The following is a 13832-nucleotide window of genomic DNA, read 5'->3' on the forward strand; positions in this document are numbered from 1 at the left end:
TTTCTCTCAATCTGTGCACACTATGTGGAAAGGTGCCCATATTTTTTACTGGGTAAAATGCCGCCAATTAGTTTGAAAACATGCCGGAAAATCTGAGCTTTTAAAGGCGATTAGCCCTTATTTACTAGCGCGTTAAATACAACCGAAAATCAACTTGCATATCTACTGTCTTCAATCACTTAAAACAGAAATTCATTAGTGGCTTTACGCTTGATATTATGGCTGTGCGTGCCACACTCCCGCCAGATTTCTGATGGCAGCATTCATAGAGCGGTTCAAAGGCAAATAATTTTTTGCCTCTGTAAAAACAGGGTATCAACCCTTTTGTAACCATCTTTAAAGTAACCCTAACATTAAGTTTTATGGGTTTTCGCACAGAATCTCAGATTTTGTCGTACGCAACGCGGTTTGGAGAAGATGCAAGCACGTATCCTGATAACTGCCTTTATGGCTCTTGGTATCTCGGGCGCGACTGCAAATGCGCAGTCTCCTGCCCTCTTGAAAGAAAACAAGGATTGGGCAACTTACACCTTTAACACCCAGAGCGGTGGTAAGGTGTGTTATGCCATTTCCGCACCAACACAGTCACTGCCGACTGATAGAAACCATGGAGAGGTCTTCTTCTTCGTTTCTACCCGTCCAAGTGAAGGCGTTGCCAATGAACCAAGCTTTATAGTGGGTTATCCATTTAAAGAAGGCTCCTTGGTCACGACCAATGTTGATGGTCAGCAGTTCACCATGTTCACCAAAGGTGACGGCGCATGGGTTCAGAACGCTGCGGAAGAAAAGCGTTTGGTTGACGCAATGAAAGCAGGCAGTTCCATGTCTATTTCTGGTCAGTCCGCACGTGGCACCCAAACTTCCTACAAATTCTCTTTGAGCGGCATCACTGCTGCTGTCAGAGACGCATCCAGCGCCTGCCAATAAGGTTCTGATGCCCGAAATTGTTTGAATTTACAGAGATCTCTTGCCTGCGCCAGCTTGCCGCCACGCAATTTGAGATCTGGGATGTTCAAACTAAGCGATTTCGGCTATAAGCGTGCCGAATACGTAGGCGGTTGCTGCTAGCGACCGCCTCTCGCATTTTTAGCAACGAGCAACGGGGATACATAACCTGTTATTTTTCCTGCTGAATCGTATTGCCGAAAAGTGAGGCACATTTTTCGGGTTTGAATACGCAAAGAACATAAGCTTAAAGCCAAGCATCTAAGAAAAACTGGTGAATGACCATGGCGGTATCGTTAGACATCGCGCACAAATCCGCTGATCCGGCGGCAACCAGCGCAGCAAACCCTTCTCCTGCAACCATTCCTGTGCAGGAAGAAAAGCCATCTCTGATCGGCTTAAACCGTGAAGAACTAGGCAATGCCCTTGCTGCAGTTGGAGTCCCTGAGCGCCAGATCCGCATGCGCGTCAACCAGCTGTGGCACTGGCTCTATGTCCGGGGCATTTCCGATTTCGGCAAAATGAGCAATGTCTCAAAAGACCTGCGCACTAAGCTGGAGTTTGCCTTTACCATTGCCCGTCCAGAGATCGTCACAGAACAGGTCTCCGTTGATGGCACCCGTAAATGGCTGTTCCGCTTTCCATCACGCGGTGCTGGCAAGCCGGTTGAAGTCGAAACCGTCTACATTCCGGAAGAAGATCGCGGCACGCTCTGCATCTCTTCCCAGGTCGGCTGTACCCTCACCTGCACGTTCTGCCACACCGGCACACAGAAGATGGTTCGCAACCTGACAGCTGAAGAGGTCCTTGCGCAGCTCATGCTCGCGAAAGATCGCCTCAACGACTTCCCGGATGCAGATGCTCCGGAAGGTGGCTTGGATGCATCCACATCCAACCGTCGCCGTATCACCAACATCGTGATGATGGGCATGGGCGAGCCGCTTTACAATTTCGAGAACGTCAAGAAAGCACTTCTGATCGCGTCTGATGGAGACGGCCTGTCCCTCTCCAAGCGCCGCATCACACTATCCACATCTGGCGTAACACCAGAGATAGCACGCACAGGCGATGAAATCGGCTGCATGCTGGCAATCTCACTACACGCTGTGAATGACGAGCTGCGCAACACGCTGGTTCCGATCAACAAGAAGTACAATCTGGAAACACTGCTGCAGGCATGTCGTGATTATCCGGGCTTGTCCAACGCAAAACGCATCACCTTCGAATACGTGATGCTGAAGGGCGTCAACGACAGCCTGGAAGATGCAAAGAAACTGGTCCAGTTGCTCAAAGGCATCCCGGCAAAAATCAACCTGCTGCCATTCAACCCATGGCCGGGCTCTCCATATGAGTGCTCTGATTGGGAACAGATCGAAGAGTTTGCAGATGTCGTGAACCGCGCAGGCTATGCTTCTCCAATCCGCACACCACGCGGTCGCGATATCTTCGCAGCCTGCGGCCAGCTGAAGTCAGCTTCAGAGCGTCTTCGTAAATCTGAGCGTGAAGCACTGGAAAAAGCACAGGCTCAAGGCGACGCCTAAGCAAAATAAAGCAAGATTACAAAAAGAAGGCCGGCGTTTGTCTGAAACGCCGGCCTTCTTTGTCTCGTTCACTTCATATGCATAGAGTTTGAATATCGTGCTCCTTAGGACGGAGCGATAGATTGGACATAGATGCAATGACCGAGAAAGCACATTCCTCACAAAAGAACGCCACAACCACCGGCATGAAGGGTGAGGGTTTTTACAACAAGAACTCAACACCACAACAAGCCACGATTGCATATGTGTATCCATGGCTGCATGAAGCCATTACCAGCCTGGCAATACCAAACGACAGCTCTCTCCTGCGTTTTGTAGATTATGGGTGTTCTGAAGGCGCAAACTCAATGCAGATCATGGCGCAGCTCACTGAAGCTGCCAGACAGCGCGGTTCCAACTCGATCCAGACAATCCATAGCGATCTGCCTAGTAACGATTACTCCACCCTGCTTGACGCCATCGGCAACCGTGCCCAGCCACCCTACACCGATCCAACTGTTTTCGGCAGCATTGTCGGTGGTTCCATGTTCAACCAGCTTTTGCCTCCCGGCTCCACGCATCTGGCCACATCCTTCAATGCCACGGTGTTCCTCTCTGAGCGCCCGTTGGAGCGTCTGCCCGATTACGTTATGCCCAACGGCCCGAGCCTCGCTAACGAGAGAGGCTCAATTTCAGCACAGGATAAAGAAGTCTTCGAGAAACAGGCTGCTTATGATCTGGAAACATTTTTGAAGGCACGGGCAAATGAGCTTGAGCCCGGCGGCAAACTCCTGCTGCAAACTGTTGGCAGAAATGAACATGTCTCAACCGCAGACGGAATCGTAAACTTGTTCAATCTGTCTTTGCTCGATCATGTCGCCAACGGTTCAATCTCTCAGGATACCTACGAGCGCTATTACCATCCTGTCTACATACGCAGCTTGGAGCAGCTCACAGCACCCGTAAAACCCGAAAGTGGCTCGCTATCTCACCTGTTCACCATAGACAAAGCAGAATGCTACGAAACACCTGTCCCCTTTGTTGATCAGTACAAACAAGACAACGACGCATCAGCCTACGCAAACCAGATGGTAAACTTCTACCGCGCCTTCACTGAAGCTCCACTACAGGCCACTCTCTCAGGCACTCCAAACCTCAGCGAGCTCCTCGACAACATCTATGCCCGAGGCGAAGAGCGCGTCCGCGAGGCTCCACACCTCTACGACTTCCACTTCATCAGCGTAGCCATGCTGCTGACCAGAACACAGAACAGCTGAAACCCAATCGTTTATTGAATTCAGCGTGTTTTGTGCGATCATCACAAACTCTCGCCACAGTCATGATTGAAGCTTCTCAGAACTTCATAGTCTATTGGTTTCAATCATGTTTATTGCCCATTTGCCCGCCGGCTATCTACTCGGAAAAGCAGCAACCAAATACCTCGGTCAAAAATCTAAACAGCTCGTCATGTGGACCTCAATTGGCAGCGTCTTACCTGACGCTGACATGCTTTATTTCTATCTCATAGACAATCAAAGCACCCATCACAGACACTACCTTACTCACTGGCCGATAACATGGATAATGCTTATAGCCCTGTCTGTCGTGCTTTTGCATCGGAACTTCCGTGTTGGGGTCATTCCGCTTGGCCTTGGTATGGGCGGCCTTTTACATATGCTCCTTGATAGTGTTGCTGCTCCCGTATTCTGGCTTGCACCATTTTCCAAACTTCAAGTTGAACTGGTCAAAATTCCAGCTATCTATGACAACTATATTTGGAGCTTCATATTGCACTGGACATTTGCATTTGAAATCCTCATTTGCTCAGTAGCTCTTGGTGTATTCTGGGCGAGCCGTTTTCCTAGACACCAGAGACAGATGCAAAGGACTGCACAATGATCGACGGAACCAAGCTCTTCATCCAGCTGCTCCGGATTGCTCTTGGTTTCTCACTCGCAATCATTGCGGCGGGCCTGTTTTTATCCTGGGGCTTTTTCAGAACTTTGAGTGTTCACGGTGGACCAGAGACTGACATCATTCAGTTGCTGGTGATCACATGGAGTACCATCATCTCTGCAAGCGCGATTGGCGCGCTCTCTCTCATTCCAAGCGGCTTCGCAATTGGCTTTGCAGAACTCATGAAATGGCGCGGCGTTATCTACCACGTATCCGCAAGTGGTATTATCGCGCTGGTACTTTGGGGCATTGGCGGAGCTCTTCCAACCGACTTGTTTTATGCATCCAGCGAGACGGGCAGTATCATCGCCTATTCAACATCAGGAACCACAATCCCAACACCAGCCTCCGAAGGCTTCCGCCCCGGCTCATCCATTGCAGCATCAGCCGGATTTATCGCAGGTTTTATCTACTGGACTGTTGCTGGTCGAGAGTCAGGCGGATGGTGGATCAACAAACCCTCTTCTCCGCAAGCCTCTCGTTAAGGCAGTCATTTCACCTCTCAAATGACGAGACCTCCAATTTCCAACCGCCTCTAACAACTAAGTAATTTAACAGACGAAAAGATACCGATATAAACCTTGCAGATTGCAATTCAAAAGATATAAGAGCTACTTCTTCGATCAAGAATTTGCACCCGCACATCTGTGCAATTGAAAGGTGAATTATGAACAAAGCAAATTACTTTATGCAGTTGAAAGCACTGAGAGATAACATCCCAGCTGAAAAACAGTCTGACTTTGACGTGATGTTTGCAGGCAGAGAAAAGAACCCTGTTGTAGCACTCGTGCTTGGCCTGTTCCTCGGCAGCTTTGGCATCGACCGCTTCTACACCGGTCAGATCGGCCTCGGAATCCTCAAGCTCATCACACTCGGTGCACTCGGCATCTGGACGTTGATCGATTGGTTCCTGATTATGGGCGCTGCGCGCAACAAAAACATTCAGATCGCAAATGAAACTGCGCTCTACATAAAGTAAGAAATAAAAAGCCGAGGCAAACCACCTCGGCTTTTCTTTTACAGCGTATCTCCAAAAAGTAGAAACCGGTTTTCGGATAAAGATACGCAAAAACAAAGGCTAAAGCAGTTCATGTGGTTCAGCTTAAATGCGAACTGCTTTAGCTATTACGCTTTGTCCTTCAGCAGTCGCAGAGCGTTGGTCACCACAATCAACGTGGCTCCCACATCACCCAGGATCGCGGCCCAGAGGCTGGCGAAGCCCATTGCGGTCAGCACCACCAGAATACCCTTCACGATAAATGCAAATGCGATGTTCTGGTGAATGATCTGGAGCGTCCGCTTGGAATGGTGAATGAGCCACGGCAAGCGGGAAAGATCATCTTTCATCAACGCGATATCAGCGGTCTCAATAGCAGCATCCGAACCAATCGCACCCATCGCAATGCCAAAGCTGGCTCGTGCCATGGCAGGCGCATCATTCACACCATCGCCGATCATCGCAACTGTTTCATATTCATGAGAGAGCTGCTCAACGGCTGCGACCTTATCTTCCGGCAGCAACTCGGCACGCACCTCATCAATCCCGACAGAGGAGGCAACACGTTCAGCCGTCGCTTTATTATCACCAGTCAGCATAACCAGCTTCTCAACGCCAGCTTTATGCAGTTGAGAGACCAGCTCTTCTGCCGTATCGCGAACGGTATCAGCCAGGGCAATCAACCCGCAGACATGCGCGTCAGTTCCAACTGCAACAACGGTCTTCCCTTCAGCTTCAAGTTCACGAGCCTTCGCATCGGCTTCACCAATCTCGAAGTCCTTTTCATTCAGGAAGCGACGAGATCCCAGCCAGTAGCTCTTACCGTTGCGTTGGCCAGAAAGACCACGACCCGGCAACAGCTCAACATTCTCAGCAGCCTGATACTCAACACCATATTCCTTAGCACGTGTCAGGATAGCTTCTGCAAGTGGGTGAGAGCTTCGAGCTTCCAAAGAAGCAGCACGTGTAAGAAGCTCCTCAACGCTATGCCCAGACAACGGATAAACATCAGTCACAGTCGGCAGGCCGTTTGTTATGGTGCCAGTCTTGTCAAAGGCCAAAGCTTTCAACCGCGCAGGCAATTCAAGGAAAACACCGCCCTTAATCAGCACGCCATTGCGAGCTGCTGAGGTCAAGCCAGCCACGATGGAGACGGGCGTAGAGATAACCAGCGCACATGGGCAGGCAATAACCAGCAGCACAAGGGCACGGTAGAACCAATCCATCCAGGCTGCACCAAACAGCAGAGGTGGAATCGTAGCGAGCAAAATCGCAAGAACCATCACCGCAGGCGTGTAAACGCGGGCAAACTTCTCGACCCACTGCTCTGCTGCAGCACGCCGGGCCTGCGCCTCACTCACCATGCGAATAATGCGGGCAAGCATAGTGTCATCAGCACCCTTGGTTGCTTCTACTTCAAAGCTGCCTTCCCCGTTGATGGTACCAGCATAAACATCATCACCCGCCTCTTTCATCACGGGCACACTTTCACCCGTGATAGGAGCTTGATCGACACTGCCAACACCTTTGCGCACGACGCCATCAAGCGGAATACGATCCCCACCGCGAACAACAAAAGTCGCGCCAGGCTTCACACTGTTGGCAGGAACGTCTTCTTCACTTCCGTTAGGCTTGAGCAAGCGAACAACGGTTGGGGCAATATCCATAAGCGCTGCAACAGCTTTACGCGCCCGCCCAACACTCCAGCTTTCCAGATAAAGCGAGAGAGAAAACAGGAAGGCAACCGTCGCACCTTCAAACCACTCTCCAATGCCGATAGCACCAGCGACAGCAACCAGCATCAACAGGTTCATATCAGGCCGCAATGTCTTGAGAGCATACCATCCTTTAGGCGCCACCAACCGCAATCCTGCGACGATGGCGAGCATGTACAGAACCTCTACCGGCCCGGACGGCACGGACTGGAAAACACTAAACACATCCGTAGAGTTGGTGCTGGAGAAAAACAGCCCCCCCTGAACAACAAGCGCAATTGCCCAGAACAAGCCACTGGCAACTGTAAATGTACCAAGGCGCCGATGCTGCTTTGCACGTGCATCCGCTGCTTCTTGTTCAATGAACAAAGCAGCCTTCATGCCTGTCGTATCAACCGCCTTGATGATCTCCTCATCAGCGACGTCACGAGCAACAGGAGAGACGATCATCTTGCCGTTCAAAACATCAAACGCAAGGTATTCAGGATCACCAACAACAGGCCCAACAACACGGCGAAGAATTCCCATCTCTTCCGCGCAGCACAGCCCCTCAACCCGGAAAGAACGTGCGCCCTTCCAGTTGGTTACATCGGGGATAGCCGCTTCACTCTGGCTGGAACACCCGCAACCTGTATGGGCATGTATATGCGTATGCTCATGCTCTCTAGCAGAACTGCAGCAATCATCTTCAGAGCTATCATGATCGGAGGAGCAGCAAGAGGTCTCGTTCTCTTGAACAGCACTGTCACCAGAACAGCAGGAACCCTCAGTATCCTGAGGCTGCACCGCTTTGTTAGAACAGCAGCTTTTCGTGGTTTGATCTTCGATCTCTTCCGGAGAGAGTTTCTGGCCTCGATCTTCCGCGTTGGACATGATCCACTCCATGCAATTTCTTCATTGCAAGAGAAGATAAGACCTCTAGTCGCTATAGCTTCAAGAGCAAAATGCAAATTCTATGAATTTTCTTTTCGGAAGCCCCTGCTGTTTTGACAGAGAACGCTAGTATCAGGTTCAGATTTCACGACTTTCTGGATTTCACCTGAACGCTTTTGAGCATACGCTCCAGCATTGGGAGCAACTGTTCCTTCTCAGTTTCGGTCAAATCTGACAACAAAATCCCATTCACATGCTTATACATATCAATCAGATGAGACAGTCCCTGCCCTTTCTCCGTGAGATGGATTTTCACCGACCGCTTGTCATCCTCAACAGCACTACGGCTGACCAGCCCCTTGCTCTCCATGCGGTCCAGCAAGCGAGAAAGCGCAGCTGTCTTCTTGCTTGAATACTCCGAAAGCTCCGAGACGTTCAGTCCATCTTGCCGCCACAACGCAGAAAGCACGACCCACTGCGCCAGAGAAATATCGTGCGGACGTAAGTAGTCCTCAGCCAAGTTGCAAGCTGCTTCAGACAAGGTGTTCAGCAGTCGCCCCATAGAGGGCAGATATGAGGGGGTCTCGGTCATCGAATTCCTGAATATTTTGATCTTATTATATTATTGACATCTAATTTACATGTAAACTAAAATAACTACATTCCTATCGCCAAAGGTAAGCCCAATGTCATCACCACAAAAATATAGCCGCCCGACAATCATCCTTCATTGGCTGTTCGCCGTCACCATCATTGCTGTGTTCATTTTGGGAAAAGTTCTCGAAGGAAGCGCAATCTCGCCTGAAAAGCTCAATATCTTCATGGCACATGCAGGGCTAGGCGCTCTGACAGGCCTGTTCCTGGTCTATCGCATCGTCCTGTTGATCAAGCATGCGCGTCCAAAACCAGATCCCAATTGGGGCATCGTCATGATCAGCTTATCCAAGCTGGTCCACTTGCTCCTCTACCTCGCGCCCCTGGCTCTGGTCATCTCCGGCATGAGCATGTCTCTGTTTGCAGGCCTCATGGAACTTGCGATGGCAGGAGACTGGCAAGCCTGGCCAGAAAACATCACCATCCCGCCAGCCGCAATCCATGGCTACGCAGCCCCGATCTTGCTTGCATCATTTGCGCTGCACGTCATCGCAGCGCTGTATCATCAACTGGTACTGAAAGATAATCTTGTCGCCAGAATGAAAACGGCCTGATCAAAGACAAGGCATCTACAGCTTGTAGATGCCTTCTTTCTCTCCGCAGGTTTCCAACGCTTCTGCAGCGGTTCGCCCATCCAATAGCGGTGCCTCCGGCCAGATCTCGGCAAGCGGAATAAGCACAAAGGCACGCTCGCCCATGCGCGGATGAGGCACCTGAAGTCCCTCTTCCTCAACGCTTGCATGATCATAGATCAGAAGATCAATATCAATCGTCCGTGGGCCCCAGCGCACATCACGCACACGGCCCAGCTGCTTCTCAACATCAAGACCGGCATTCAACAGCGCACGCGGAGAAAGAACCGTCTCCACGGTAATGCAACAATTGCGGTAATCATCCTGTGGCACAGGTCCCCAAGGCGGAGTCCGATAATCAGATGATTTCTGCAAAACTGAGATTCCGTCGACGGCATTCAATGCGGCCACTGCACCGTCGATATTCGCTTTTGTATCGCCAAGATTTGAGCCCAAACCTAGAGCTGCAACAATTTTTTCTTGTGTCATTATTGGCTGCTGCCTAGTTCCTTCATCGCCTGGAAGATCCGTACTGCATCCACGTGCGGTTTCACATCATGAACTCGCAGGATCTGTGCTCCGTTTTGCAGAGCCAGCGTATGTACTGCAAGCGACCCAGCCATACGCTCTGGCGCTTCATTATTCAACACATATCCAACCATCCGCTTGCGAGAAGCTCCCGCTAGGACAGGACGGCCGAATTTCCGAAGTTCTGAGAGCCGGCTCAGGATCTGATAGTTCTGCTGAAGAGTTTTGCCAAACCCAAAACCGGGATCAAGAATCTGATGTTCTTCGGCAATGCCCGCATCAGAGGCCAGCTTGAGGGATCTCTCAAAAAAGCGGTCGATATCACTCATGATATCCAGCTGCTCATCCACCTCTGTGCGGTTATGCATCATAATCACCGGCACACCAGCATCTGCCACAGCATCAGCCATCTCAGGGTCTTTCTGCAGACCCCAAACGTCATTCACGATATGCGTACCGGCCTTGCAAGCCTCAGCAGCAACTCTCGCCTTATAGGTATCAATGGAAATCAGCACCGGCAGTTCTTTGATCAGCTCAAGAACCGGCAGAACACGCTCCAGCTCATCCTGTTCCTGAACAACCGTCGCTCCGGGCCGCGTGCTCTCGCCGCCAACATCAATGATGTCAGCACCTTCAGCGATCATTTCATTTGCATGCGCCAACGCCACTGCTGGCGCATCAAACTGTCCGCCATCAGAAAAGCTGTCTGGAGTTACATTCAATATGCCCATGACGAGCGGACGCTGAGAGCTTTCCAGCAATCCATGATCAAACTCTGCCATAAGGGTTCCCTCCCAATTTCTGGCCCCTCATAGCCTCCCATCGCCTTTGTTTCCAGCAAAAATCAAAAGACCTTTTCTACCTGCTACAAGATATGGCCGATATTTACTGCATGGTGATCAAATCAGCGTGCTTTTAAGGACTGACAGACTGTTCTTCCACGTCTCGTTTTTTTACCGGCAACACAAACAGGAACAACGCGAGAAAGGCCATGCCTGGCATCACAACGCCCAGAGCAGTCACAGGATCAGGCACAACAATCGCGGTAACCAGACTTCCCAGAAAACCACCCGCCATCTGCATAAAGCCCATCAAAGCAGAAGCGGCCCCTGCAATCTTGGGAAACGGCTCCATTCCCCGCATAGAGAGAGCTGGCAGAGCCATTGAAGCGCCAAAAGCAAACACACCAATCGGGATCATGATGCTCAAAAAGCTCAGATATTCAAGCTGCGTGACTGTAAACAACGCCAATCCACCCAAGCCGCACAAAACCAGCGCCGGCCCAAGAAGCGCCTCTGTGCTGAACCGCCGTAGAAGCAGCCGAGTGGCCACGCCACCAGCAAAGAACGAACCTGACTGAAGCACCATCCCCATGCCGAACTGCAAAGGCGTCAACCCAAGCCGCTCAATCAAAACAAACGGCAAGACCGTCGAGAGCGTATAGATCACACCAATGGTAAACCCGAGGATCAGCGAGGGCTGCATAAACTCAAAAGACCTCAGCAGCGTCCAATAGGAAGTCGCCATCTGCCTTGGACGAATAAGCTTCACATCTCGGTGAGAATTGGTTTCCGGCAAAACGGTGAGCGTTAACAGCAGGATGAACCCGGCATAGATCACCATCAGAATAAAGATCGCCTGCCAGCCAAACGCGCTGAGCGTTAAAGCACCAATTGTCGGAGAGATAGCAGGCCCGATCCCCAGCATCACGGCCAGCAAGTTCATAATCCGTGCACCAGCCTCACCAGAAAACTGATCTCGCACAATCGCGCGCGCCACCGCAATTCCGCTGGACGCACCAATCCCTTGTATCAGCCGGCCAAGCAGCAGCATTTCAATGTTCGGCGCCAGCCACGCCAAAAGGCTGCCGAGCAAATACAAGCTGAAGAACCCGAGAATGATAGGACGACGCCCAAACGCATCAGAAAGAGGCCCGCACAACAGCTGCGCCAGCGTGAAGCCTGCAAAATAAACGGTCAGTGTAAGCTTGGCGACAGCAGCCGTCGTCCCAAACACCTCCGCCAAAGTCGGCAGAGCAGGCGTATAAAGCGCCATGGAAAGCGGGCCAATCGTCACCAGCAACGCGCCAATGACAGCCGTACGACCAGCCGAGAGCTTAAGCTCTGTGTGTGTACCCGTTGCCTTTGTCATTCCCGAACCCCAAGGCAAGGCACTGAGCTATCCCGTATGCGCTTCACCAGTTTTCTTGATAATCATCAGATGCGCGGCAACTCTAGGAAAATTGCGAAGAGCGCACAACGAAAAACACGCGCCCTCCTTTCAGAGTGCGCGTGTCAAAAACCTATAAGCGAGCACATTATGCGTTACGCTAAAACACGAAACTTCGCTGCTTCCTGAGTTGGAGAGCTGCCAAAGAAACGCTTGAACTCACGGCTGAACTGCGACGGACTTGCATAACCAACCCGATAAGCAGCCTGACTGGCGCTCATGTTCTGGCTCAGCATCATAGACCGCGCCTTATGCAAGCGGATCGACTTAACATACTGCAGCGGAGAAAGACCGGTAGCTCCTTTAAAGCCAGCATGGAAAGCAGAAATGCTCATACATGCCATCTTCGCCATTTGGTCTACGCTGAGATTTGTTGAGAAATCCTCGTGCAACACTTGAAGAACTCGCGCAATCCCTTGAGACTTCTCACTATTCTGGAACAGCACCCTCAGGCTTGCACCGTACTCGGACTTGAGCACGTGGTACAAAAACTCGCGATAGTACCCATCAGCGAGAATTTTAGTTTGTTCTTCGCTATTTAGCGTCTGCATCAGGCGACAAACAGAAAACAATGCCTCTTCAGACAGATGCGCTGGTCGACCGAGCGTTTCGCCATACTCAAACTCGAGAGGCTCTTGCTCGATAAGCAGCATCAGTTCTGCCAAGACATTGATATCGATCGCCAAATTGACCGCATAGAGAGGCTTCTCAGGAGACGCTTCTACAATCTCAATCTCAAGCGGGATCGGAGAGACGAGCGCGGCATAGCTTTGCTGGGAATAGAGGAAACTCTGACTACCCAAATGGCCTCTGACCAGACCCTGAAAAACGATACGAATGCTTGGTGAATACATAACAGCGCGAGGCTTTGTCGCCGTTGTCATGCGAATCACTTCGACACATTCATGTCTGGTTGCACTCACACCCTCGCTTTGAGCGAGTGGGGCAAACCATTCTTCTAACCACTGTTGGGTTGCAAATTGCATTGGTTTTCCAACAACTTTTGGGATTACGCGCACAGGGGGTATTCTATTGTCTTTTAATCACCCACCACGAATAAGTTGGTGTAAATATTGGGGATTGCAATACCCAATATTGCGATATTGAATGGTATTAGATTGCCATATTCCTTTTTGTAGTCAAGCGACTGTCTTCGGATGGTGCTTACCCATAATTTATTAGTTAGCCTAAGGTCTAAATTAAAGGAGCATTGCTTGCTTTTAGCTGAACTGTCTCACCTTGAACAACAGAAACAGGAGCTGCAAGCAAGCTTTCGCGAACGTGGCTACGCATTTCACCACCAAATCGACACGCCAGGCCGCATCTGGAGAAATTTATTTGCTGAGGCAGAAGAAATCTTTGTCGCTCTCACCTCGGGTATGTCTATAGGCATCAACGGCCAGTTTATCAATCTGGAGCCCTTCGAAGAGTTCTACATCCCTGCCGGAAAAAACTACGATATCGTCGGTCGCTGCCCCGATGAGTGCCAATGGATGCACGCCTACGACCTTGCAGAAGTCGACGTACGCTCCAGACTGGTAAGAAAATCCGGTTTGCTATCTGTCGATGATTACAACTTCATAAATGAAGAGTAAGTGATCTGGCACACTTTTGCACCGAAAGCCTCATATTCTAATATCCGAACGATGACTTATCAGCTAAACAGATGCTGAATTGCGTTCTTTTTCCGGCAAAGTCTATTCAAAAAACCAGGCTCACCAGTAAAAAAGTGAGCTCGACTAAATACTTAGCAGTTTTTTAGCGAGATGGTTTGAATTGACACAAAAATAGGATAGAAGAGCGCATCTTTCATTAGAGAAAAACCAGATTGAAGGAATGGCGT

The 13832-nt window shown here is 50.5% G+C and carries 14 protein-coding genes; 8 read left to right on the plus strand and 6 right to left on the minus strand.

Annotated elements, in window-relative coordinates; translation table 11 throughout:
• Nucleotides 1-447 precede the first annotated feature (447 nt).
• From PsAD46_RS00610 to PsAD46_RS00635, 6 genes are all read left to right on the plus strand, one after another.
• A complete protein-coding gene (locus PsAD46_RS00610; RefSeq protein WP_063286442.1) occupies nucleotides 448-927 on the plus strand; it encodes an invasion associated locus B family protein in 480 nt (159 codons plus the stop codon).
• Nucleotides 928-1223: 296 nt separating this feature from the next.
• Nucleotides 1224-2486: a 23S rRNA (adenine(2503)-C(2))-methyltransferase RlmN gene (gene rlmN / locus PsAD46_RS00615; RefSeq protein ID WP_153040660.1), complete on the plus strand. Its 1263-nt coding sequence runs from the start codon at nucleotides 1224-1226 to the stop codon at nucleotides 2484-2486.
• Between the two features lie 137 nt (nucleotides 2487-2623).
• Complete coding sequence (locus PsAD46_RS00620; RefSeq protein WP_063305934.1) at nucleotides 2624-3742, plus strand: hypothetical protein; 1119 nt, start codon at nucleotides 2624-2626, stop codon at nucleotides 3740-3742.
• Between the two features lie 106 nt (nucleotides 3743-3848).
• Nucleotides 3849-4364, plus strand: coding sequence for a metal-dependent hydrolase (locus PsAD46_RS00625; protein ID WP_063305935.1), 516 nt, complete (start codon nucleotides 3849-3851; stop codon nucleotides 4362-4364).
• Entirely contained in the window at nucleotides 4361-4906 is a 546-nt protein-coding gene (locus PsAD46_RS00630; protein ID WP_063305936.1) for a hypothetical protein, read from the plus strand. Before PsAD46_RS00625 ends, PsAD46_RS00630 begins: the two co-directional genes overlap by 4 nt.
• Nucleotides 4907-5088: 182 nt before the next feature.
• Nucleotides 5089-5400, plus strand: coding sequence for a TM2 domain-containing protein (locus PsAD46_RS00635; protein ID WP_057460745.1), 312 nt, complete (start codon nucleotides 5089-5091; stop codon nucleotides 5398-5400).
• A 146-nt stretch (nucleotides 5401-5546) separates the two neighbouring features.
• Here PsAD46_RS00635 and PsAD46_RS00640 read toward each other — a convergent pair whose 3' ends face one another.
• Nucleotides 5547-8006, minus strand: coding sequence for a cation-translocating P-type ATPase (locus PsAD46_RS00640; protein WP_208981594.1), 2460 nt, complete (start codon nucleotides 8004-8006; stop codon nucleotides 5547-5549).
• A 145-nt stretch (nucleotides 8007-8151) separates the two neighbouring features.
• Nucleotides 8152-8598, minus strand: coding sequence for a MarR family transcriptional regulator (locus tag PsAD46_RS00645; protein ID WP_063291126.1), 447 nt, complete (start codon nucleotides 8596-8598; stop codon nucleotides 8152-8154).
• A gap of 94 nt (nucleotides 8599-8692) precedes the next feature.
• On the opposite strand from PsAD46_RS00645, the gene PsAD46_RS00650 reads away from it, so the two are divergent.
• Nucleotides 8693-9214 carry a cytochrome b/b6 domain-containing protein gene (locus tag PsAD46_RS00650; RefSeq protein WP_063286115.1) on the plus strand — a complete coding sequence of 174 codons (522 nt, stop codon included), beginning with the start codon at nucleotides 8693-8695 and terminating at the stop codon, nucleotides 9212-9214.
• A gap of 15 nt (nucleotides 9215-9229) precedes the next feature.
• On the opposite strand, the gene folK is transcribed toward PsAD46_RS00650, so the two are convergent.
• From folK to PsAD46_RS00670, 4 genes are all read right to left on the minus strand, one after another.
• The gene (gene folK / locus PsAD46_RS00655) at nucleotides 9230-9721 is read right to left on the minus strand and encodes a 2-amino-4-hydroxy-6-hydroxymethyldihydropteridine diphosphokinase (protein ID WP_057460749.1); all 492 of its coding nucleotides are present in this window, start codon (nucleotides 9719-9721) and stop codon (nucleotides 9230-9232) included.
• Nucleotides 9721-10542: a dihydropteroate synthase gene (gene folP, locus PsAD46_RS00660; protein ID WP_063291125.1), complete on the minus strand. Its 822-nt coding sequence runs from the start codon at nucleotides 10540-10542 to the stop codon at nucleotides 9721-9723. Before folP ends, folK begins: the two co-directional genes overlap by 1 nt.
• A gap of 133 nt (nucleotides 10543-10675) precedes the next feature.
• Nucleotides 10676-11911: a multidrug effflux MFS transporter gene (locus PsAD46_RS00665; protein WP_063291124.1), complete on the minus strand. Its 1236-nt coding sequence runs from the start codon at nucleotides 11909-11911 to the stop codon at nucleotides 10676-10678.
• Between the two features lie 173 nt (nucleotides 11912-12084).
• Nucleotides 12085-12912 (minus strand): AraC family transcriptional regulator, encoded by an 828-nt coding sequence (locus tag PsAD46_RS00670; RefSeq protein WP_275078110.1) that lies wholly within the window; start codon nucleotides 12910-12912, stop codon nucleotides 12085-12087.
• 291 nt (nucleotides 12913-13203) lie between these two features.
• On the opposite strand from PsAD46_RS00670, the gene PsAD46_RS00675 reads away from it, so the two are divergent.
• Nucleotides 13204-13584 (plus strand): hypothetical protein, encoded by a 381-nt coding sequence (locus PsAD46_RS00675; protein ID WP_152986549.1) that lies wholly within the window; start codon nucleotides 13204-13206, stop codon nucleotides 13582-13584.
• The last annotated feature ends 248 nt before the right edge of the window (nucleotides 13585-13832 follow it).

Origin of the sequence: Pseudovibrio sp. Ad46, assembly GCF_001623065.1 — a bacterium.
In the GTDB taxonomy this organism is placed as follows: domain Bacteria; phylum Pseudomonadota; class Alphaproteobacteria; order Rhizobiales; family Stappiaceae; genus Pseudovibrio.

Coding starts and splice junctions, on each gene's coding strand:
- PsAD46_RS00665 (WP_063291124.1), bottom strand. CDS start 11,911: ATGACAAAGGCAACGGGTACACACACAGAGCTTAAGCTCTCGGCTGGT.
- folP (WP_063291125.1), bottom strand. CDS start 10,542: ATGGCAGAGTTTGATCATGGATTGCTGGAAAGCTCTCAGCGTCCGCTC.
- PsAD46_RS00630 (WP_063305936.1), top strand. CDS start 4,361: ATGATCGACGGAACCAAGCTCTTCATCCAGCTGCTCCGGATTGCTCTT.
- PsAD46_RS00635 (WP_057460745.1), top strand. CDS start 5,089: ATGAACAAAGCAAATTACTTTATGCAGTTGAAAGCACTGAGAGATAAC.
- PsAD46_RS00625 (WP_063305935.1), top strand. CDS start 3,849: ATGTTTATTGCCCATTTGCCCGCCGGCTATCTACTCGGAAAAGCAGCA.
- rlmN (WP_153040660.1), top strand. CDS start 1,224: ATGACCATGGCGGTATCGTTAGACATCGCGCACAAATCCGCTGATCCG.
- folK (WP_057460749.1), bottom strand. CDS start 9,721: ATGACACAAGAAAAAATTGTTGCAGCTCTAGGTTTGGGCTCAAATCTT.
- PsAD46_RS00640 (WP_208981594.1), bottom strand. CDS start 8,006: ATGTCCAACGCGGAAGATCGAGGCCAGAAACTCTCTCCGGAAGAGATC.
- PsAD46_RS00650 (WP_063286115.1), top strand. CDS start 8,693: ATGTCATCACCACAAAAATATAGCCGCCCGACAATCATCCTTCATTGG.
- PsAD46_RS00610 (WP_063286442.1), top strand. CDS start 448: ATGGCTCTTGGTATCTCGGGCGCGACTGCAAATGCGCAGTCTCCTGCC.
- PsAD46_RS00620 (WP_063305934.1), top strand. CDS start 2,624: ATGACCGAGAAAGCACATTCCTCACAAAAGAACGCCACAACCACCGGC.
- PsAD46_RS00645 (WP_063291126.1), bottom strand. CDS start 8,598: ATGACCGAGACCCCCTCATATCTGCCCTCTATGGGGCGACTGCTGAAC.